Genomic DNA, 20863 nt, shown 5'->3' with positions numbered 1-20863 from the left:
GCGTGCTTGCCGTGCTGTTAGGGAAAACGGGGTCGATGGTGCGCCCTTTTCCGGGGATAGTGCGTGTGCTGCATTTCAAGGGGTCAATTGTACCCGTGTCCCGCGCGCTTCAAAAGCCCGATGATGGGCAAATGACGCCAAAACGGCCGCATCATGACGCCATCAGGCCCTGTTCTCAGGCCGTATGCAGCTTCATGGTCGCGGCCTCGAACTTGCCTTCGACGATCTGCGGCATGACCTGCAAGGATTTGTCGATCGCTTGCTCGATCAGCTCCTGGTCTTCGCGGCGCGGGCGGTGCAGCACGAAATCGGCCACTTGCTGTTGCAGGCTCAGGGTGCGCGGATGGCCGATGCCCAGGCGCAAGCGCCAGTAATCCTGCGTGCCCAGCGCGGCCGTGATGTCCTTCAAGCCATTATGGCCGCCGGCCGAGCCGCCCTTCTTCAGGCGCGCGATGCCGGGCATCAGATCGAGTTCGTCGTGCACCACCAGCACTTCATCGGCTGCGATCTTGAAGAAACGCGCCAGCGCGCCCACGGACTGGCCCGAGCGGTTCATGAAGGTCAGCGGTTCGAGCAGCCAGACTTCGTTGCCGCCAATCGACGTTTTCGCCAGCATGGCGTTGTAGCGCGAATCGCGCTGCAAGCGCGTGCCGGGCAAGCTGTTGGCAAGGTTGTCCACCAGCCAGAAACCGGCATTGTGACGGGTTTGTTCGTACTCGGGTCCCGGGTTGCCGAGGCCGACGATCAGGCGTATGGGCATGGCTGTGTCTGCAGTGTAAAAACGTATTATCGGTGAAAACGGGCAGAAAAAAACCCGTCCGGAGCGAACCGGACGGGTTTTTCCTTGCGACTACCGCATTGCTGCGGCGGCAAAATTACTTCTTGTCAGCAACAACTTCAGCAGCAGCGGCTTCAGCAGCAACGTGGCCAGCCGGTACCGAAGCGGTAGCGATGGTCAGGTTGGCGCCGTGGGTGACAGCGGTCACGCCAGCTGGCAGGACCAGGTCGCCAACGTGCAGCGAGTGACCGACGTCGATGTTCGACAGGTCAACGTTGATGAATTCTGGCAGTTGGCCTGGCAGGCACGAAACTTCGATTTCGTTGGCTACGTGGCTGATGGTCGCGCCGTGCAGTTTGACTGCTGGGGAAACATCAGCGTTCGTGAAGTGCAGAGCAACTTTCACGTGGATAGCTTGCTTAGCGTCAACGCGCTGGAAGTCAGCGTGCAGAACCAGTTGTTTGTATGCGTGGACTTGGAAGTCGCGCAACAGAACTTGCTGGGAAACGCCGTCGATTTCCAGGTCCAGGATCGACGAGTGGAACACTTCTTTTTTCAGCGCGTGGTACAGGGCGTTGTGATCCAGCGAGATCAGCACTGGGGCTTCAGCGCCACCGTAGACGATACCAGGGGTTTGGCCGGAAATGCGCAGGCGGCGGCTCGCTCCGGAACCTTGCAATTCGCGTTTAAATGCGATAACTTTCATGTGAAACTCCAAGAAGAACAAGGCTTGCGCCTTGTGTTATGAAGACTCCCGCGACCAGGAATCTTCGAAAATGGGCGCATACGCGCCCCGAAAACTAAAATACTACGGCGCAACAGGCAAAAAGCCGGTCGCGCCGCAGGTGACGTCTGTTGCTGCTCTTGTCGAATTAATCGATAAAGAGGGAAATAACCGAATCGCCCTTGATGATGCGCTTGAACGTCTCGGCCAGCAGCGGCGCGCACGTCAATTGACGGATCTTGCCGCAGGCCAGGGCCGCTTCGGACAGGGGGATCGTGTCGGTCACGACCAGCTCATCGAGTGGCGAGGCCGAAATACGGTCAATCGCCGGGCCCGACAGCACCGCGTGCGTGCAATACGCCACGACTTTTTTCGCGCCGCGCTCTTTGAGCACTTCGGCAGCCTTCGTCAGGGTGCCTGCCGTGTCGACCATGTCATCCATGATCACGCAGTTGCGGCCTTCGACTTCACCGATGATGTTCATCACTTCGGACACGTTCGCTTTTGGACGACGCTTGTCGATGATGGCCAGGTCGCAGCCCAGGCGTTTTGCCAGGGCGCGCGCACGTACCACACCGCCGACGTCCGGCGACACCACCAGCAGATCCTGGTAGTTTTTCTTTTGCAGGTCGCCCAGCAAAATTGGCGAAGCGTAGATGTTGTCGACTGGGATATCGAAGAAACCTTGAATCTGGTCAGCGTGCAAGTCCATGATCAGGACGCGCTCGACACCGGCTTCTTCCAGCATGTTCGCCACCACCTTGGCCGAAATTGCCACACGCGCGGAGCGTGGACGACGGTCTTGGCGGGCGTAGCCGAAGTAAGGAATCGCGGCGGTGATGCGGCCAGCGGAAGCACGTTTCAAGGCATCAACCATCAGCATGATTTCCATCAAGCTGTCGTTGGTTGGAGCACAGGTGGATTGCAAAACAAAAACATCCTTGCCGCGCACGTTTTCGTTAATCTCGACCATTACTTCGCCGTCGGAGAATTTCGAAACGTTTGCTTTACCGAGAGGGATGCCGAGGTTTTTTGCGACCCCCTCTGCCAACGCTGGATTCGCGTTGCCGGTAAAAACCATCAGGTTTTCGTAAGCCATGGGAGTCCCAAGAGGTGATATAGAAGTCTTGAAAAGCACTAACCGGGCATAGGCCCGGTCAGTCATTGTTTAGAATATGCCGCGTGGCGACATATCTGCTTTTTCCCGTACTGGACGCCAACTTCGCATCGACAGACTACGGTGAAATTGTGGCAGGGGAAGAAGGATTCGAACCTTCGCATGCTGGAATCAAAATCCAGTGCCTTAACCAGCTTGGCGATTCCCCTACGTTACTGACTGCTTGCCGTCATGTTGGCCAGTATTATACCGACTTTTTGACGCTAAGCAAAATCTTTTTTTGCTCTTTACAACATGGTGAGCATCGGGTGGCGATTCAGCGCTTTTGCCTTCCAGGCGATCCAGACTGGTGGCACATTGCTGAGCACCGCATCCGCTTCTTCCTGACTGCCAAACGCACTAAACACACAAGCACCGGAGCCAGTCATCCTGGCCTCACCGTAAGCACCCAGCCATTCTACCGCATCTGCTACCGGCTTGAAAAGACTGCATGCCACTTGCTGTAAATCATTCTTACCAAACCCGCCCGCATCGTTTCCTTCTGCGAGGTACCTGGAAAAGTCCGCTATTGTGACGGGTTCGGTATTTCTCGTCAAGCCTTCCGCGCAAAAAATTGCGGCGGTAGGCACTTGCACGCCCGGCTCGATCACCACATACCAGCATTCGGGCGTGGCGACGGGCTGCAGGTCCTCGCCCACGCCTTCGGCAAAGGCGTTTTCGCCAAAGATGAAAAACGGGATATCGGCACCCAGCGGCAAGCCCAGCGCCATCAATTCCTCGCGGCTCAACCCCGCTTGCCACAGGCGGTTCAAGGCCATCAGGGCCGTGGCCGCGTCGGACGAACCGCCTCCCAGACCGCCGCCCATGGGCAGCACCTTGTCGATAGCGATATCGACGCCGCGCGGCAAGGCGCCCGTGCGGCGCAGCACTTCCGCCTGCAGCAGTTTCGCGGCGCGGATGATCAGGTCCTGCTCTTCCGGCACGCCGGCCAGCGCCGTCGCGCGGCGGATCAGCGTGTCGTCGCGCAGCGCGAAGTGCAAAGTGTCGCCATGGTCGAGCAACTGGAACACCGTCTGCAGCAGATGGTAGCCATCGGCGCGGCGGCCGTTAACGTGCAGAAATAAGTTCAGTTTGGCGGGAGCCGGGCAATGATTCAGGGTCGTCAGTGTCATGGTGCAGGTGCGGAAGGGGCGGGATCGAGCACGATGCGCAGCGAGACGGCATCGGCCTGCGCGCTGGTGGTGCGTTCGGCATCGATACGCCGCGGTTGGGGCAAGGCGCCCGGTGTATTCTCGGCAGCATCTTGCCACGACACATAGCGCAAACGCCAGCCGTCTTTGGTTGTCACGCTGTCGTTGGCCGGTGACGCGACGAAGCGCTTGCCATCGGCGCCTACGGCATAGCCTTGCAGCCAGTCGCGCAAGCCCGACACGGGCAGGGACCAGCCCAGCATCTGCGCGCTCAGGGTATCGACATCGGGCGCACTGCGCGGCGCCTTGCCGCTTTGCGTCAGCACGGCCTGTTGCGGCGTGACGGCGATCGTCGCCAGGGTGCTGCCGACGGGCGTATACAGGGTCACATCCGTGCGCGCGGCCGTCTGCAGCCAGCTGAAATTGACGGTGGCCGATTCGGGCTTGTCATCTTTCTGGTACACGACGTTCAACCGGCCCGTCAGCTCCACCTGTTCACGGTAGGGCGCGACGGCTTTGCCCGATGGCGCGGCGCCGGACGAAAAGGGAGAAGTCAGGGTCGAGCAGGCCGAGAGGGCCAGGCACAGTACCGTCAGGGGCAGGAAATGTTTGGACATGGGTTTGGACATGGGCACAAGGAAAAACCAGCGCCATGGCGCTGGTTTCTCATAGTTGAGTTAATCGATTCAATCACAAACTGACATTCAAGCGCGCCAGGGTGCTTTTCAGCGCGTCGTTTTTCGGATCCTTGCCTTGCGCCTCGCGCCACAGCTTTTGCGCTTCGGCCTTGTCGCCCTTCTGCCACAGCACTTCGCCCAGGTGGACGGCAATTTCCGGATCGCTGCGCACGGCATAGGCGCGGCGCAGCGCATTTTCCGCGGCAGCCAGGTTACCCATGCGGAACTGCACCCAGCCCATGCTGTCCATGATGAACGGGTCGCCCGGCGCCATCTGCAAGGCTTTTTCGATCAGCGCATGGGCTTCCGGCAGGCGGATGCCCCGTTCGGCCAGCGAGTAGCCCAGGGCGTTATACGCGTGCTGGTTGTCGGGCGCCAGCGCCATCACGCGGCGCAGGCTCGCTTCCATCAGTTCGAGTTTATCCAGGCGCTCGGCCAGCAAGGCATAGTCGTACAGCAGTTCCGGATTATCAGGAAAGCGCAGCAAGGCATTTTCCAGCACCGTATAGGCGCTTTGCACGTAGCCGGCATCGCGCAGGAATTGCGCGTCTACCAGCAGCACCTGTGCCTGGCTTGCCGGATCGTCCGTTTCGATTTCCGTCAGCGCCTTGCGCGCCGCATCGAGATTGCCGCCACGGGCGATCAGCTGGGCGCGGCGCAAACGCGCCTCGACATAACCGGCGGACGCGCTGTTGTCGACCTTGTCCAGCCAGGCGATGGCGCCGGCCGTGTCGCCGCGCGTCTCGGCGATCTGCGACAGTATCATCAGGGCCTTGAACGGATCGCGCGCGTCGCCAGGGGATTTGTCGAGCACGGCCAGGAAGCGCTTGAAGTACTGCTCCGCACCCTTGGTGTCTTCCAGCTGCAGCGCCACGATGCCGAGCGCATACAGGCCGCCCAGGTTGTCGGGCTGGCTTTTCAGCAGCAGCAGGAATTGGTCGCGCGCCGGCTCCAGCTGTTTTTGCTCGACCAGCAGGCGCGCATACGCGCCGCGCACTTCGATAGCGTCCGGATTCTTTTGCAGGAAAGCGGCCAGCACCTTGCCTGCCGCCTCGGGTTCGCCCGTCACCTGCGCCAGGGTCAGCGCGGCCAGCTCGGAGTTCGGCTTGATCGCCAGCGCCTTGTTCGCTTCGCCGATGGCGCGTTCACGCTCGCCGAGCGACAAGGCGCCCTGCGCCAGCACCAGATGGGCTTCGAACATGTCCAGGTAGGGCTGCACCAGGCGCGTGAGCATGGCATACGCAAACAGCTTGTCATTCGAGCGCGACAGGATTTGCTGCATCTGGAACAGGGCCACGCCGCGCGCGCCCGGAGGGGCATTGGCCAGGCGATCGGCAAAGATCGGTTCCGCTTCTTCGATCTTGTCCGTCAAGACGACGAAGCCGAGGAAGAATTGTGTTGCCTCGTCCGATTCGGGCGCCAGCTCGCGCCACAGGCGGATGGCCGCCAGCGCTTCGCCGCCCTGCTTGGCGGCCAGTGCCATTTCAGAGGCGCGGCGCGCCAGGCGCGGATCGCGCGTCTGCTGCGCCGCCACCATCATCGTCACGTACGGCCCTTGCCACTGGCCGCTCTTGAATTCCATTTCAGCCTTGGTCAGCTTGTACAGCAAATCGCTGCTCAACTCGACCTTGGGCAGCTTCTCGCCCTTGGCGTCATCGCCGGACTCGGTACCGGCCGCTTGCGGCGCAGCGGTCGCAGCGGGGCTGGCCGCCCCATCGACGGGGGCAACAGGCGTCTGTGCCATGGCATGCGTGGCCATCAGGGCGGACAAGGTTACAATGGCGAAAGGGTTTTTCAAAGGCTGATCCTGGCTAAACGGCAAAGTTTGATTCTACGCCCAACGCGGCTATCGCGTACTTCACGTATGTAACGAAATATATACGTCGTGGCGACGTAGCGTGCCCGGGCCAGCCATCGGCCGGCGACCCGCCTGTTTTTTACCCGGTTTTCCACCATTCGAGCCCTATGCCAGAATTGCCAGAAGTCGAAGTCACACGGCGCGGTGTCGCGCCCCACATCGAAGGGCGCGCCGTGCGTGCCGTCGTGCTGCGCCGCGACGGCCTGCGCTGGCCCTTCCCCCATGCCCTGGGCGAACAATTGTCGGGGCAAACCATCGGCCTGACGGGACGGCGCGGCAAATACCTGCTGATCCATTTCCGCCACGGCACCCTGATCATCCACCTGGGCATGTCGGGCCATTTGCGCGTGCTGCCGACGGGAACGGAGGCGCAAAAGCACGACCATTTCGACCTCGTCGTGGAAGACGCGGACGGCAGCAGCCAGGTGCTGCGCATGACGGATCCGCGCCGCTTCGGCGCCGTGCTGTGGCATGACGAGGCCGACGGCCCGCTGGACGGCCACGCGCTGCTGCGCGGCCTGGGCACGGAACCGCTGGAAGGCGGCTTCACGGGCCAGCTGCTGTTCGAGAAAACGCGCAACAAGGGCACCAACATCAAGCAGGTGCTGATGGCGGGCGACATCGTCGTCGGCGTGGGCAATATCTATTGTTCCGAAAGCCTGTTCCGCGCAGGGATCAACCCGAAGACGCCAGCCCGGCGCATCGGCCTGGCCCGCTATGAGAAACTGGCGCAATCGATCCGCGACGTGCTGGCCGAAGCCATCGTGCAGGGCGGCAGCACCCTGCGCGACTTCATCGGCGTCAATGGCCAGTCCGGCTACTTCCAGCAGACGTACTTCACGTACAACCGCGCGGGCAAGCCATGCCGCGTGTGCGGCGCACCGATCCGCCAGATCGTGCAGGGACAGCGTTCCACGTTTTACTGCGTGAATTGCCAAAAGTAGCCACACTCACAGAGGGAGCCAGATGGTCAGAGACTTGGAACAATACAGCGCATGGCGGCAGGACGTGCAGGCCGCCTTGCAGGCGTACCGGCAAGCCGCCAGCGCGGCGGGCCTGGTCGACGGCGCCTCCGCGCTGCGCCTGGCGCGCTGCGGGTCCCGCCTGACTGACGACCGCCTGTCCGTGGCCTTCGTGGCGGAATTCTCGCGCGGAAAATCCGAGCTGATCAACGCCATCTTCTTTGCCGGCTATGGCCAGCGCATCCTGCCCTCGGGCGCGGGCCGCACCACCATGTGCCCCACCGAGCTGCTGTACGACGCGGCCTGGCCGCCATCGATCCGGCTGCTGCCCATCGAGACGCGCGCGCAGAACCTGTCGACCAGCGACTACCGCGACCTGCCCGGCGCCTGGACTGTCCTGCCCCTGAATATCGAAGCGGGCGGCGACATGCAGGAAGCCATCCGCCAGGTCAGCCTGACGAAAAAAGTCAGCGTGGAAGAAGCGGCGCGCTACGGCCTGTACGACGCCGACGACGCGGACGCCCCTGCCATGCTCGACGAAGACGGCCAGGTGGAAATCTCCATGTGGCGCCACGCCATCATCAACTTCCCCCATCCGCTGCTGAAACAGGGCCTGGTCATTCTCGACACGCCTGGCCTGAACGCCATCGGCACGGAGCCGGAACTGACCCTGAACCTGATCCCGAATGCGCATGCGGTGCTGTTCATTCTGGCGGCCGACACGGGCGTCACGCGCAGCGATATCGAGGTATGGCGCAACCATATCGGCGCCGGCGCGGGGCGCCTGGTGGTGCTCAACAAGATCGACAGCATGTGGGATGAATTGCGCGGCGACCTAGAGGTGGCGCAAGCCATCGAGCGCCAGCAAGCCAGCGTGGCGCATCTCCTGATGCTGGACGCGGGCCAGGTCTTCCCCGTCTCGGCGCAAAAGGCCCTGGTGGGCAAGATCAACCACGACGCCGCGCTGTTGGAAAAGAGCCGTCTGCAGGCGCTGGAAACGGCCCTGTTCGAGGAGCTGATCCCCGCGCGCAAGGACATCATCCGGCGCCAGCTGGCGTTCGACCTGGACGCCATCGAGGCGGCGCAGCAGGTGCAGGCGGCGGCGCGCGCGCGTGGCATCGCCGAGCAGCTGCACGAGCTGCACAGCCTGCGCGGCAAGAACCAGAGCGTGATCGCGCACATGATGCGCCGCATCGATATCGAGAAGAAGGAGTTCGACAGCAGCCTGTTCAAGCTGCAGGCGACGCGCGCCGTGTTTACGCGCCTGTCGACAGAGCTGTACACGAGCCTGGGCATGGACATCGTGCGTGACGATATCGATGGCGTGCGCGCCGCCATGCAGCGCAGCCGCTTTTTCACGGGCCTGCGCGAAGCCGTGCGCCAGTATTTCGAGCGCATCACCCAGAACCTCGACCGTTCGGAAGGCAAGACGGCCGAGATCACGGAAATGATGAACGTGATGTACCGCAAATTCGCCACCGAACATGGCCTGGCGCTGGCCTTGCCGATGCCGTTTTCGCTGGCCCGCTACCGCCAGGAGATCGCCGATATCGAAGCCGTCTACCATAAACAATTCGGCACGGCGACCCTGCTCACCACCAGCCGGGTAGTGCTGATGGAAAAATTCTTCGACACCATCGCCTCGCGCGTGCGCCGCAGTTTCACCAACGCCAACGACGACGCCAGCGCCTGGCTGAAAGTCATCATGGCGCCGCTCGAAGCGCAGATCGTCGAGTACAAGGAACAGCTGAAACTGCGCTTTGCCTCGATCCAGCGCATCCATGACGCCACGGGCAGCCTGGAACAGAAAATCGCCGGCTTTGAAGCGAGCCTGGCGGCGCTCGAACGCGACAAGGCGCAGCTGGCGCAATTACTCGCTGCCTTGCGCACGGCCAGCGCCACATAAAACACGCAACAACCCGCCACAAGATACTGGAACCCTGCATGAAACGTCTGCTGCATCCGCTCTCGCCCGCCACGGGCGCGGCACCTTTGGAAAATTACGTCGACCCGACTTTTTCCGCCACCGTCATCGCCTGGCAAAAGCAGCATGGCCGCCATGCGCTGCCATGGCAAAACACGCGCGACGCCTACCTGATCTGGCTGTCCGAAATCATGCTGCAGCAAACGCAGGTCACCGCCGTGCTGGGCTACTACGCGCGCTTCCTCGAACGCTTCCCCACCCTGCGCGATTTGGCCAGCGCCCCGGTGGAAGACGTGATGGCACAGTGGAGCGGCCTCGGTTACTACACGCGGGCGCGCAACCTGCACAAGTGCGCGCAGCGCGTGGTGGCCGAATACGACGGCGTGTTCCCCAGCGACCCGGCCTTGCTGGCCGAGCTGCCCGGCATCGGCCGTTCGACGGCCGCCGCCATCTCCGCGTTTTCCAGCGGCACGCGCGCAGCCATCATGGACGGCAACGTCAAGCGCGTGTTCGCGCGCACCTTCGGCATCGACGCCTATCCCGGCGAAAAACGGGTCGAGGAAGCCATGTGGCGCCGCGCCGAAGCGCTGCTGCCGGAGACGGGCATTGAAGCCTACACGCAGGGACTGATGGACTTCGGCGCCACCCTGTGCACGCGCAGCAGCCCCGATTGCGGCCGCTGCCCGCTGCAGCCGCGCTGCGTGGCCTACGCCACCGGCCGCACCAAGGATCTGCCGGTACGCAAGCCGAAGAAAACCAGCCCGGAAAAGCACGCCGTCATGCTGGTCATCATCGACGATGGCCAGGTGCTGCTGGAACAGCGCCCCGGTTCCGGCATCTGGGGCGGCTTGCTGTCGCTGCCCGAACTCGATGGCCATATGCTGGCCGATGCAGACTCACCGCGAGAAATAGACCAGCAGGTACTGGCACGCGCCGTGGCGCCGTTCGGCGCCGTCGAAACGCAGGAACGGCTGCTGCCCATCGTGCACGTGTTTACCCACTACAAGCTGCACATCGTCCCCTGCCGCATCACCCTGGCACGCCGCCTGGCGCTGGCCGGGGAAGCGACGCACGTCTGGTACGACGGCGCGAAAATCGCGGACGCGCCGCTGCCCGCCCCCATCAAGAAACTGCTGCTGGACCTGTTCGGCGATGCGTGCGCGGCGCAACGCAGCATGTTCTAGTGCGCAGGCTTATTGCCCTGGCGCTGGCGGCGCTGTGCCTGCACGGCGCGCAAGCGGCTGACGCACTGCCGGAGGTACGCATCGGTGTGCTGGCCTACAAGGGCGGCGACGCTGTGCAGCAGGACTGGTCGTACGTGACGCGCCACCTGCAGGCCAGCATTCCCGGCATCCGTTTCATCCTGGCTGACTACGACCAGGCGGGTCTGACGCGCGCCGTGCAGTCGCAGGCCATCGCCTTTGCCATCACCAGCAGCGGCCATTACGTGGCGCTCGAGCACAGCGATGGCGCCAGCCGCATCGCCACCCTGGAATCGCCGTGGACGGATACGCCGCGCCAGGCCATCGGCTCGGCCATCGTCGTGCGCAGCGCGTCGCCGCTGCACGACCTGGCCGACCTGGCGGGCAAGAACGTGATGGCGGTGGCGCCCGACGCGTTTGGCGGCTACCAGATCGCCGCGCGCGAACTGCAGGAAGCGGGCATCGATCCCGCGCACGATTTTGCCAGCCTGCGCTACAGCGGCTTTCCTTCACAGCAGATCGTCGAGGCCGTGCGTGCGGGGCGCATGGATGCCGGTATCGTGCGCACCTGTTTGCTGGAACAGATGGTGGCAAGCGGCGAAGTACGGGCCGAGGAACTGCGCGTGATCACCACGCGCCCGATTCCCGGTTTTCGCTGCGCCAGCTCGTCGCGGCTGTATCCGGACTGGCCCTTCGTGGCCCTGCGCCAGACGCCGCCGGCGCTGGCGAAAAAAGTGGCGCAGGCCCTGCTGGCCATGCCGCGCACCGATGAAGGTTACAGCTGGACGGTGCCCAGCGATTACCAGATCGTCGATGAACTGTTCCGCGAATTGCGCATCGGCCCCTACGCCTACCTGGACAAGCTGACGTTCGAGACGGCCCTGCGCCGCTACTGGGGCTGGATGCTGCTGGTGCTGGCCTTGCTGGTGGCCTGGGCCGTGCATACGGTGCGCGTGGAATACCTGGTCAGCCGGCGCACGGAGCAATTGCGCGCCGCCCAGCACCAGCAGCGCGCGCTGGAAGAACAAGCACGCCAGCGCCAGGCCACGCTCGACCACACGGCGCGCCTGGCCATCCTGGGCGAGATGGCCAGCGCCATCGCGCACGAATTGAACCAGCCGCTGGCGGCCATCGGCAATTTCGCGCGCGGCATGGCGCGCCGCATCACGGCGGGCCGGCTCGATGCAGCGCCGCTGCTCGACGGCGCGCAGGAAATCGCCACGCAAAGCGAACGCGCGGGCGCCATCATCCGTCACATCCGCGCGATGGCGCAAAAACGTCCCGCGCACAGCACGGCCTTCGCCCTGGCCGACGCCGTGGAGCAAGCCGTATCGCTGTTCCGCGCGGCCCATCCGCAAGCCAATATCAGCTGGCGCCACGAGGCGCTCAGCGTGGCACCGCGCGTGCTGGCCGACCCGCAGCAAGTGCAGCAGGTGCTGCTCAATTTACTGAAAAATGCGCTTGATGCGCAGATGGAAAACGACAATCTGCAGCAAGCCATCGGCGTGCTGCTGCACCGCGAAAACGGCGCCTGCACGGTGGCCGTGCGCGACGCCGGCTGCGGCCTGCAGGCGACGCAGATGGCGCGTCTGTTCGAACCCTTCTTCACCACCAAGGCCGAAGGCCTGGGTCTGGGCATGTCGCTCAGCAAAAGCATCATAGAATCGTTCGGCGGCAGCCTGTCGGCGCACGCCAACGCCGATGCGCCGGGCTTGACGGTCTGGTTCCGCCTGCCCGAAGATAGCGGCATGGCAGCACATCAGGAAACACAAGAGGAAACACCATGAACGAAAGCGATGCCATCATCTTTGTCGTCGACGACGATGCCGCCATGCGCCGCTCGCTGGCCTATCTTTTCGATTCGGTCGGCTGGCAAGTGCAGACGTTTGAATCGGCGCGCGATTTCCTGCAACGCTATGCCGGCCATGCGCCCGGCTGTCTGCTGCTCGACGTGCGCATGCCCATGATGAGCGGGCTGGAACTGCAACAGGAGCTGTCGCGCCATGCGATCTCGCTGCCCGTGATTTTCCTCAGCGGCCACGGCGACCTGGCCATGGCCGTGCAGACGATGAAGGCGGGCGCCTGCGATTTTCTGGAAAAGCCGTGCAAGGACCAGGTATTGCTGGACGCCGTCAGCCGGGCCGTGGCCCGCAGCGTGGAAGAAAGCCGCAGCGCCGCCAGCGCGAATACGGCGCAATCGGCGCTGGCCAGGCTCACGGCGCGCGAGCGCGAAGTGGCCCTCCTGATGGCCGAAGGCAAAGCCTCGAAAGTCATCGCCCGCGAGCTGGGCATCAGCGACAAGACGGTGCAGGTACACCGCCATAACACGATGGAAAAACTGGGCCTTCACTCAGCAGCCGAGGTGGCCCGGCTGCTGATGGCGGGTGGAGAGATTTAAGCCCGCACGATGCGGGCAGGAAGCCCTTGCCGCACCGACGTGCCCGACACGGGATCGACAAACACGTTCTTGTCGCCGCGGCTCGGGTCCGTCAATCCCAGATCGTTCAGGTTGATGCCCGCGCCGATGGCCGGCTCGTCAGGCTGACGCGACTTGCCGATGCGGTGGGCGCGCGCGCCGTGCTCCTTGTGGCCAAAGCCATGTTCGACGGCGATCACGCCCCGCTGCACGCCATGGCGCAGCATCACCGTGGCCCTGGCCCTGCCGCCCGGCGTTTCCAGATAAATCTGGTCGCCATTTTCCAGTTTCAAGCGCGCCGCATCGTCGGGATGCACGGCGACGGGGTTGTCCGGATGGATGCCGCGCAAGCGCCGCGCGCCGATGCTGTAGGAGTTCTGCAGCGCTGATTTAAAACTGATCAACTCGAACGGCCACTCGCTGGCCGGATAGGTTTTGCGCACGGGCGTGCCGTCGGCAAACGCCGCCACTCGCCACGCTGGCGTGCCGGGGAAACGCTTGCCGCTCAAACTGTTCTTGCTCACGCCCAGGCCTTCGTTGTACAGCATCATCGGTTTCAGATAGCGGTGCGTGGACCAGTCCTGCGGATACGGCGTCTCATCAAGCACCGGCACGGGAGCTGCCGGCGCCTTGGCATTCGCGGGCGGCGGCAGGCGCAGGCCGAACATCTCGCCATAGCTCTGGTAGCGCCCTCCCCGCGCCAGCATGAAGGCCACCTTGCGCCACTCTTCCGGCTTCAGCGTGCGCTCCAGTTCGGGGCGGATGCGGTCCACGCCGGATAACGCAATGTCGTCGTCGCTCGCCTCCGGCACGGCCGTCTTGCCCTGCCAGGCGATGTTGGCGCCGCCGCGCAGATACCAGTCTTCCGCGCGCTGCAGGGGGAAGCGCTGGCCATCCATGTCTTGCAAGGCATCGGGGCCGAAGCCCGGCAAGGCCATGGTTTTGGCCAGCGCGATGAAGAACGATTCCATGCAGATGGTCTGGCCGTCAGGCGTTTTCTGCACGCGCGGCTCGACCACGGGCCAGCGCGCCGTGCTCATTTTGACGGGCATGCCGCCCCAGGCGCCGGCCCAGCCCCAGCTTTCGTACAGCAGGGTGTCGGGCAACAGGTAGTCGGCAAACGCCGAGCTTTCATTGATGAAGGGGTCGATGGCGACGATCAGGGGTATCTTCTTCGGATCGGCCAGCTCCTTGCCGATCTGCGCGCGCAAGCCCGTGATGCCGTAGACGGGATTGCAGCTCCACAGGATCAGCGCCTTCAGGGTGTAAGGATAGCCATTCATGGCGCTGGTCAGCCACTCGGTCGCCAGCGCTGGCGCGTTCGGATACCACGGCGCCTTCGCCGGATACGCCTTGCCCGCTTCCTTCTTCAGCTTGAATTCCGAGGTTTTTTCATACGGTACATTGCGCCCGATCGGCATGCCGGCCGCCTTGATCTCGCCGTCAAAACTCTCGAGGTTATAGCGCGGCCCAGGCCCCGCATCCTTGAAGCTGCCGCCGTTGACGAGGGTGCCGCCCTTGCGGTTCAAATTGCCGATCAGGGTATTGAGCATGACCAGCGCATACGCGTTATAGAAGCCCGCGCCAGACATCATGCCGCCGTGCGCATTGACGGCGGCGCGCTTGCCGTGGCTGGTGAGTTCCTGCGCCAGGCCCTCGATGATGTCGGGCCCGATGCCGCAGGCAGCCGAATACTCATCCATACTGTGGCGCTGCGCTTCTTCGTTCAGCATCGTCATGGCCGTCTTCAGGTGCAGCGGTGCGCCCGCCACGTCCAGCGGACCATCGAAGAACAGCCGCGCCTCGCCCTTAGCGGCATTGTGCGGCACGATCGCTTGCGTGGCGGCGTCGATCACGCAGAAGGCGTCGCCATCCTTGTAGCGCTCCTCTTCCGCCAGTTCCACCGCGCCGATGTCCGACGCGCGCAGGTAGCGGCCATCGCGCGGATGGCCCTTCTCGTTGATGATCAGATGCGTGGCGTTGCACCAGGCGGCTTCGCCTGCCGCTTCCGCCACCTTCAGGTTCGGCTGCACCAGGAAGTTGCGGTCATAGCGTTCGTGCTCGATGATCCAGCGTATCATCGCCATGGCCAGCGCACCATCCGTGCCCGGCTTGATCGGCACCCAGCGGCTGCGGTCGCCCGCGGCCAGGCTGTCTGCGTTCGTCAGCACGGGGTCGACGACGACGTAGCTGAATTCGCGCTTGCCCGAACGGGCCTTGGCGATCAGCGTGCCCTGGCGCTTGAACGGGTTGCCCGCATTGCCGGGCGCCGTGCCGACGAAAATGCAAAATTCCGTGTTTTCCAGGTCCACTTTCGCGTGCGGCATTTTCTTCATGTCGCCGAACATGGCGCCCGAGCCGCTGCGGTAAGCACCGCCGCAATACGAGCCGTGGTTGACCAGGTTCAAACTGCCGTACGACTGCTTGAAAAAGCGCGTGCCGAACGCCAGGCGGCCATCATCGGTACTGCACATCAGGCCCACCTGGTTGACTTGCGGACCCAGTTCCGGCTGCGCCGGATCGATCGGTTTTTCCAGCTCGCGCAAGGCGCGCAAGCCCTGCACGTGGCCTTCGCCAAACAGGTCGCCGCCTTCCGTCACCTCCTTGACCAGCTGGTCGAAGGCGATCGGCTCCCACTGGCCGCCGCCGCGCGGCCCCACGCGCTTCATGGGCGCCAGCACGCGGAACGGCGACTCCATCTGTTCCAACACGCCGTTGCCGCGGCCGCAAGCGGTGGAACGTCCCTTCAAGCCCTTTTCCTGGAAGCGCGACAGCGACACAAAGCTGTCGCGTATCGAGGTTTGATAGGGCAGCGCCGGGTCGGCCGACAGGGGGCTGTAGGGATTGCCCGCCACGCGCAAGACCTTGCCGCTTTTCTTGTCGAGGCGCACGCGCACGCCGCAAAACGTGGTGCAGCCCATGCACATGGTGTAGCTCACTTGCTGGTCGGAATTGACCGTCAGCTTGCCCGTGGCCGTGTCGACGGAAAACTCGGGCGGCAGGGAATTGCCATGCAGTTTCTGCACAGGTTTATCCTTGCCCAGCGCGTGGTCGACCATGCGGCCGGCCGTGGTGGAAAAGCTGGCCGCAAACGCGGCCAGCCCGCCGCCGATGGCGCCGTAGCGCAGCAGCTTGCGGCGTTTTTCGTTTTCGTCGTCAGGGACGTCGTTGTGTGCTTTGTCGTGTATTTTATCGTTCATCTTTGACTCCTCAGTGCGTGGCCATGGCAGGACGGTTGCGACCAGCGACGACGCGTCCGGCCCATGGCAAAAATTCCAGCATCAGCAACAGCAGCGCGATCCACAGGCCGGCCGTGCCGATAATCCCCATCAAGCCGTCGTTCCCCATCGGCAGGTGGTAGTCGTACAGGCCCGCGCCCGTCTTCGGGATGTTCTGGCCGCCGATGAAGATCGTCCAGCGCATCATCCAGGCGCTGTGCAGCGCGATCAGGCCGTTGACCAGGCCACTCGTGGCGGGACGCCAGATGGCCAGGGCCATCGGCACGATGGACGACAGCACGGCCCAGACGGCAGTGAACTGCCATTGCGGCATGCCCGCCACCTGGGTAAAGGCCATGCTGTGGCTGGCGCTCACACCGGAGAGACTGACGAACAGCCAGCCGCCGCCCAGGGCCAGCACCAGCGCCAGCGACAGGGCCAGCGCGCGGTTCAAGGACACTTCCAGCGCCATGTCGCGGCCCGGCAGGAAACGGTTGAACAGCAGCGCCAGGCCCACCGCCCCGACAAAGGCCGTGGCGGCAAATTGCGCCGGCAGGAAGGGCGTAAACCACAGGGGACGGGCACGCACCACCATCACTTCCATGCCCGTGTACAGGCCCACCACGAAGGCGGCGAGCAGGGTGAAGGCGGCGGCGGTGACGATGGCCTTGCGCGATGCGGCGCCGCCACGTCCCAGCAGGCGGTAGGCAAAGGCCAGGCGGTTCTGGCCCAGCCCCCGCGCGGCGAAGTCCACGCGCAGCGCCAGCCACGCGTACAGCATCAAGCAGCCCAGATACAGGGGAATGAAAAACGAGCCCCACGACATCCACGACTGCGGCTGGAAATAAATATAGAAGTGGTAGAAGCGGCCCGGCCCGTGCAAATCGGCCAGCAGCGCCACGGGCGCCGTCATGCCGCACACGAGGGATGCCAGCAGCGCGATGCGCCCCAGGCGTTCATACGCCTTGCGGCCGAAGACGAAGTACGGCAAGGTCAGCATGAAGCTGCCGTAACTGAGGCCGATGAGGAAAAAATACTGCACCGCCCACGGCAGCCATGCCGCTTCGCGCGTGACGTTGAGAATTTCGGTGATGTGGCTGTCCATGGTTTATTTCCCGTGTTTGCTCGGTTGCCAAAGAGTCGCTTCGCCCTCGACGTGGCCGGCGAAGCGCGTGTCCAGTCCCAGGTAGAACACGTGGGGCTGGGTGCCCTGCTCGGGTTTCAGCACCTTCACCTTGTTCTCGGTCAGCAGCTGGTGCACCACGCTGTCCGGGTCATTCAGGTCGCCAAAGATGCGCGCGCCGCCCACGCAGGTTTCCACGCAGGCCGGCAGCAAGCCTTCGTCGACGCGGTGCGCGCAGAACGTGCATTTGTCGGCCTTTCCCGTCTCGTGGTTGATGAAGCGCGCGTCGTACGGGCAGGCCTGCACGCAGTAGGCGCAGCCCACGCAGCGGTCGCCATCGACGACGACGACGCCATCCTTGCGCTGGAAGGTGGCGCCCACGGGACAGACGGGTATGCACGGGGGATTGGCGCAGTGGTTGCACAGGCGCGGCAGCATGTAGGTGCCGCAGCGGTTCTCTTCCTTGACTTCATAGGTCGAGACGACGGTGCGGAAGCTGTTTTCCGGCACGGCGTTTTCCATGATGCAGGAGACCGTGCAAGCCTGGCAGCCGATGCATTTCTGCACGTCGACCACCATCGCCCAGCGCTGGCCGCCTTCGCCCTTGGTGGCCGCCTTGCCTGGCAGCGGCGCGATGGCCGCCCCGATGGTTACGGCTGGCAAGGCGCGCAAGAAACTGCGGCGCGATTCAATCATGACACTCTCCTTGACTATGGGCGGCAAGCCCTTGTTGACTTGCTGCCATGATAGAAAAGAAGGCGCTACGGCGATATTGGGGTGATCTGGTGGGAACCTAGATGATCATGCCAATTGACAGAGGAGATGAATGGGGGTAATGCGCTTACAACTCGTCGAGCGAGTACAGCCGGCGATGCTCGCGAATCGCGTAGCGGTCCGTCATGCCTGCGATGTAGTCGGCGATCTTGCGCGCCTGCTGCGTGACCGTACCATCCCTGTCATGGCCAATAAGCTGATAGTCGGGCGGCAGCAGGGCAGGTTCGGCCATGAAGCTGTCGTACAGTTCGCGCACGATGCGGCTGGCCTTCACGCGCATGCGGTTGACCTGGTAGTGGCGGTACAGGTTCGCGCGCAGGAAGCGCTTCAGCTCCGTCGCGTCGCGGCGCATGGCGTCCGAAAAACGGATCAATGGCGGGCTGGCGCGCACTTCGCTGACGTCGCGCGGCGCCGCGTCGAGGATCAGCGCATTCGACGTGACGATCAGATCGTCGGCCAGGGCCGTGATCAGGCGGCGCAGGGTTTCGTAGATGGCGCGCCGACCCGACAGGCCGGGAAACGCCTGCTGCACGTCGCGCCACAGGCGGCCGAAGAACTCCACCTCTTCCAGCTGGGCGATGGTGATCAGGCCGGAGCGCAGGCCGTCGTCGATATCGTGGCTGTTGTAGGCGATTTCGTCGGCCAGGTTGGTCAGCTGCGCTTCCAGGGTCGGTTGCGTGCGGTCGATGAAGCGCTGGGCCACGGGGCCCAGTTCGCGCGCATGCGCCAGCGAGCAGTGTTTCAGGATGCCTTCGCGCGTCTCGAACATCAGGTTCAAACCGTCGAAGGCGCCGTAGTGCTCTTCCAGCGTGTCGACCACGCGCAGGCTTTGCAGATTGTGCTCGAAGCCGCCGTGCGCCTGCATGCATTCATTGAGCACGTCCTGGCCCACGTGGCCGAATGGCGTATGGCCCAGGTCATGCGCGAGCGCGATGGCTTCGACCAGGTCTTCGTTCAGACGCAGGTTGCGCGCAATCGAGCGGCCGACCTGCGCCACTTCCAGGCTGTGCGTCAAGCGCGTGCGGAACAGGTCTCCTTCGTGGTTGAGGAAAACCTGGGTCTTGTATTCGAGGCGGCGGAAGGCCGAGGAATGGATGATGCGGTCGCGGTCGCGCTGGAACTGGCTGCGCGAGGCGTGCGGCGCCTCGGCAAAGCGACGTCCCTGCCCCTGTGCCGAGTGAGCTGCGTAGGGAGCAAGGAAGTCTTCCGGCAGCATGTTATTGCACTCCGGCGGCCAGGGTAGCGAGCACCAGCTCGTGGGGGGCGGACGTGATGTTCGGGCTGCCCAGCGGTTTCAAGAGGATGAACTTGATGGCGCCGCCCTCGTTCTTCTTGTCCACTTCCATCAGTTCCAGCCAGCGCTCGACACCGAGGTCCGGCGCCTTCACCGGCAGGCCGGCGGCGGCGACCAGCGCGCGCACGCGCTCCACGGCTGCCTGGTCGATATAGCCCATGCGGCAAGACAGGTCGGCCGCCATCACCATGCCGCAGCCGACGGCTTCGCCGTGCAGCCAGTGGCCGTAACCGAGGCCCGCCTCGATGGCGTGGCCGAAGGTGTGGCCGAAGTTCAGGATGGCGCGCAAGCCGCCTTCGCGCTCGTCCTGGCGCACCACGTCGGCCTTGATCTCGCACGAGCGGGCGATCGCATACGCCAGGGCGCCCTTGTCGCGCGCCATCAGCTTGGCCATGTTCGCCTCGATCCAGTCGAAAAACGCCGCATCGATGATGGCGCCATGCTTGATCACTTCGGCCAGGCCGGCCGACAGCTCGCGCGCCGGCAGGGTTTCCAGGGTCGAGGTGTCGGCGATCACGGCGCGCGGCTGGTAGAAGGCGCCGATCATATTCTTGCCCAGCGGGTGGTTGATGCCCGTCTTGCCGCCAACGGAGGAATCGACCTGCGCCAGCAGGGTGGTGGGCACCTGCACGAAGCCGATGCCGCGCATGTAGCTGGCCGCCGCATAGCCGGTCAGGTCGCCGATCACGCCGCCGCCCAGCGCCACCAGGGTGGTCTTGCGGTCGCATTTATTGGCCAGCAGCGCATCGAAGATCTGCATCAGGCTGGCCCAGTTTTTATATTCTTCACCGTCCGGCAGGACGATGCTGATCACGTCGCGGCCGTCGCTGGCCAGCGCCGCCTGCAGGCGGCCCAGGTACAGCGGCGCGACGGTGGTATTGGTGACGATGGCCACCTTGTGGCCGCTGATATGGCGCAGCAGCGCGTCGGCGTCGGCCAGCAGGCCGGGACCGATGGCGATCGGATAACTGCGCTCGTCGAGGTCTACGCTCAACAACATTTTGGATTGCTCGTTCATCGAAGGCTCTGCATGAATGACGCAGTTGGGCGAGGCCTCGCATTCGAGGCTGGCCAGCTGCATCAGGATGGTCTGAACCATCGATTGTACGTTAGGACGGCCCGTGTCGATCACAATGTCGGCCACTTCCATGTAATGGGGCTCGCGCTGCGCCGTCAATTCCTCCAGCTTGCGGCGCGGGTCCGCCGTCTGCAGCAGGGGGCGGTTCTTGTCGTGGCTGGTGCGCGCCAGGATGTTGCTGACGCTGGCGCGCAGATACACGACCGTGCCCCGTTCCTTCAGGTAGGCGCGGCTGTCGGCGTTGAGGATGGCCCCGCCGCCGGTGGCCATGACGATGCCTTCCTGGGCGCTCAGGTCGCGGATGACCTCGGCCTCGCGCCGGCGAAAGCTGGCCTCGCCCTCGATTTCAAAGATCCACGGGATGGTCGCTCCCGTGCGTGCCTCGATTTCGTGGTCGGAATCGACAAAGCGCAAGCCCAGCTTGCGGGCCAGGATGCGCCCGATCGTGGTTTTGCCTGCGCCCATGAGGCCGACAAGAAAGATATTACTGTTGGAAATTTCGGACACTTTTTATATCAATCAGAAAAT

At 63.7% G+C, this 20863-nt stretch carries 16 protein-coding genes and 1 tRNA gene; 5 read left to right on the top strand and 12 right to left on the bottom strand.

The window, feature by feature from the left end; translation table 11 throughout:
• Nucleotides 1-175: 175 nt before the first annotated feature.
• From pth to BZG29_RS03475, 7 genes are all read right to left on the bottom strand, one after another.
• Nucleotides 176-760 (bottom strand): aminoacyl-tRNA hydrolase, encoded by a 585-nt coding sequence (gene pth, locus BZG29_RS03505; RefSeq protein WP_034753275.1) that lies wholly within the window; start codon nt 758-760, stop codon nt 176-178.
• Nucleotides 761-875: 115 nt separating this feature from the next.
• A complete protein-coding gene (locus tag BZG29_RS03500) occupies nt 876-1484 on the bottom strand; it encodes a 50S ribosomal protein L25/general stress protein Ctc (protein WP_077408940.1) in 609 nt (202 codons plus the stop codon).
• A 166-nt stretch (nt 1485-1650) separates the two neighbouring features.
• Nucleotides 1651-2601, bottom strand: coding sequence for a ribose-phosphate pyrophosphokinase (locus BZG29_RS03495; protein ID WP_034753270.1), 951 nt, complete (start codon nt 2599-2601; stop codon nt 1651-1653).
• A gap of 150 nt (nt 2602-2751) precedes the next feature.
• A tRNA-Gln gene (locus BZG29_RS03490) sits at nt 2752-2828 on the bottom strand.
• Between the two features lie 78 nt (nt 2829-2906).
• Nucleotides 2907-3791 (bottom strand): 4-(cytidine 5'-diphospho)-2-C-methyl-D-erythritol kinase, encoded by an 885-nt coding sequence (gene ispE, locus BZG29_RS03485; RefSeq protein ID WP_077398900.1) that lies wholly within the window; start codon nt 3789-3791, stop codon nt 2907-2909.
• A complete protein-coding gene (locus BZG29_RS03480) occupies nt 3788-4426 on the bottom strand; it encodes an outer membrane lipoprotein LolB (RefSeq protein WP_077408939.1) in 639 nt (212 codons plus the stop codon). The genes ispE and BZG29_RS03480 overlap by 4 nt, the downstream gene beginning before the upstream one ends.
• Before the next feature lie 73 nt (nt 4427-4499).
• Nucleotides 4500-6284, bottom strand: a complete 1785-nt coding sequence (locus tag BZG29_RS03475) for a tetratricopeptide repeat protein (protein WP_077398898.1) — start codon at nt 6282-6284, stop codon at nt 4500-4502.
• A 167-nt stretch (nt 6285-6451) separates the two neighbouring features.
• On the opposite strand from BZG29_RS03475, the gene mutM reads away from it, so the two are divergent.
• The 5 genes from mutM to BZG29_RS03450 are packed head-to-tail and all read left to right on the top strand — an operon-like array spanning nt 6452 to nt 12830.
• A complete protein-coding gene (gene mutM / locus BZG29_RS03470; RefSeq protein ID WP_077398896.1) occupies nt 6452-7288 on the top strand; it encodes a bifunctional DNA-formamidopyrimidine glycosylase/DNA-(apurinic or apyrimidinic site) lyase in 837 nt (278 codons plus the stop codon).
• A gap of 22 nt (nt 7289-7310) precedes the next feature.
• The gene (locus BZG29_RS03465) at nt 7311-9212 is read left to right on the top strand and encodes a dynamin family protein (RefSeq protein ID WP_077398894.1); all 1902 of its coding nucleotides are present in this window, start codon (nt 7311-7313) and stop codon (nt 9210-9212) included.
• 38 nt (nt 9213-9250) lie between these two features.
• Nucleotides 9251-10414, top strand: a complete 1164-nt coding sequence (mutY, locus tag BZG29_RS03460) for an A/G-specific adenine glycosylase (protein ID WP_077398892.1) — start codon at nt 9251-9253, stop codon at nt 10412-10414.
• A complete protein-coding gene (locus BZG29_RS03455) occupies nt 10414-12219 on the top strand; it encodes a sensor histidine kinase (RefSeq protein WP_171984932.1) in 1806 nt (601 codons plus the stop codon). Before mutY ends, BZG29_RS03455 begins: the two co-directional genes overlap by 1 nt.
• The gene (locus tag BZG29_RS03450; protein ID WP_077398888.1) at nt 12216-12830 is read left to right on the top strand and encodes a response regulator; all 615 of its coding nucleotides are present in this window, start codon (nt 12216-12218) and stop codon (nt 12828-12830) included. The genes BZG29_RS03455 and BZG29_RS03450 overlap by 4 nt, the downstream gene beginning before the upstream one ends.
• Here BZG29_RS03450 and BZG29_RS03445 read toward each other — a convergent pair.
• The 5 genes from BZG29_RS03445 to aroKB all read right to left on the bottom strand — a co-directional run bounded on the left by BZG29_RS03445 (nt 12827) and on the right by aroKB (nt 20800).
• On the bottom strand, nt 12827-16048 hold the full coding sequence (locus BZG29_RS03445; protein WP_077398886.1) for a molybdopterin dinucleotide binding domain-containing protein: 3222 nt from the start codon (nt 16046-16048) through the stop codon (nt 12827-12829). The two genes, BZG29_RS03450 and BZG29_RS03445, sit on opposite strands and share 4 nt — an antisense overlap.
• Before the next feature lie 10 nt (nt 16049-16058).
• Nucleotides 16059-17171: an NrfD/PsrC family molybdoenzyme membrane anchor subunit gene (gene nrfD / locus BZG29_RS03440; protein ID WP_077398884.1), complete on the bottom strand. Its 1113-nt coding sequence runs from the start codon at nt 17169-17171 to the stop codon at nt 16059-16061.
• Nucleotides 17172-17174: 3 nt separating this feature from the next.
• Complete coding sequence (gene dsrO, locus BZG29_RS03435) at nt 17175-17885, bottom strand: sulfate reduction electron transfer complex DsrMKJOP subunit DsrO (protein WP_077398882.1); 711 nt, start codon at nt 17883-17885, stop codon at nt 17175-17177.
• Between the two features lie 145 nt (nt 17886-18030).
• Nucleotides 18031-19179 (bottom strand): deoxyguanosinetriphosphate triphosphohydrolase, encoded by a 1149-nt coding sequence (locus tag BZG29_RS03430; RefSeq protein WP_077398880.1) that lies wholly within the window; start codon nt 19177-19179, stop codon nt 18031-18033.
• 1 nt (nt 19180) lies between these two features.
• A complete protein-coding gene (aroKB, locus tag BZG29_RS03425) occupies nt 19181-20800 on the bottom strand; it encodes a bifunctional shikimate kinase/3-dehydroquinate synthase AroKB (RefSeq protein ID WP_077398878.1) in 1620 nt (539 codons plus the stop codon).
• Nucleotides 20801-20863: the final 63 nt, after the last annotated feature.

This window comes from Janthinobacterium sp. LM6, from assembly GCF_002002885.1.
In the GTDB taxonomy this organism is placed as follows: Bacteria; Pseudomonadota; Gammaproteobacteria; order Burkholderiales; family Burkholderiaceae_D; genus Janthinobacterium; species Janthinobacterium kumbetense.
Note: the sequence above shows the minus strand (reverse complement) of the source record. Positions and strands in the feature narration are given on the sequence as shown.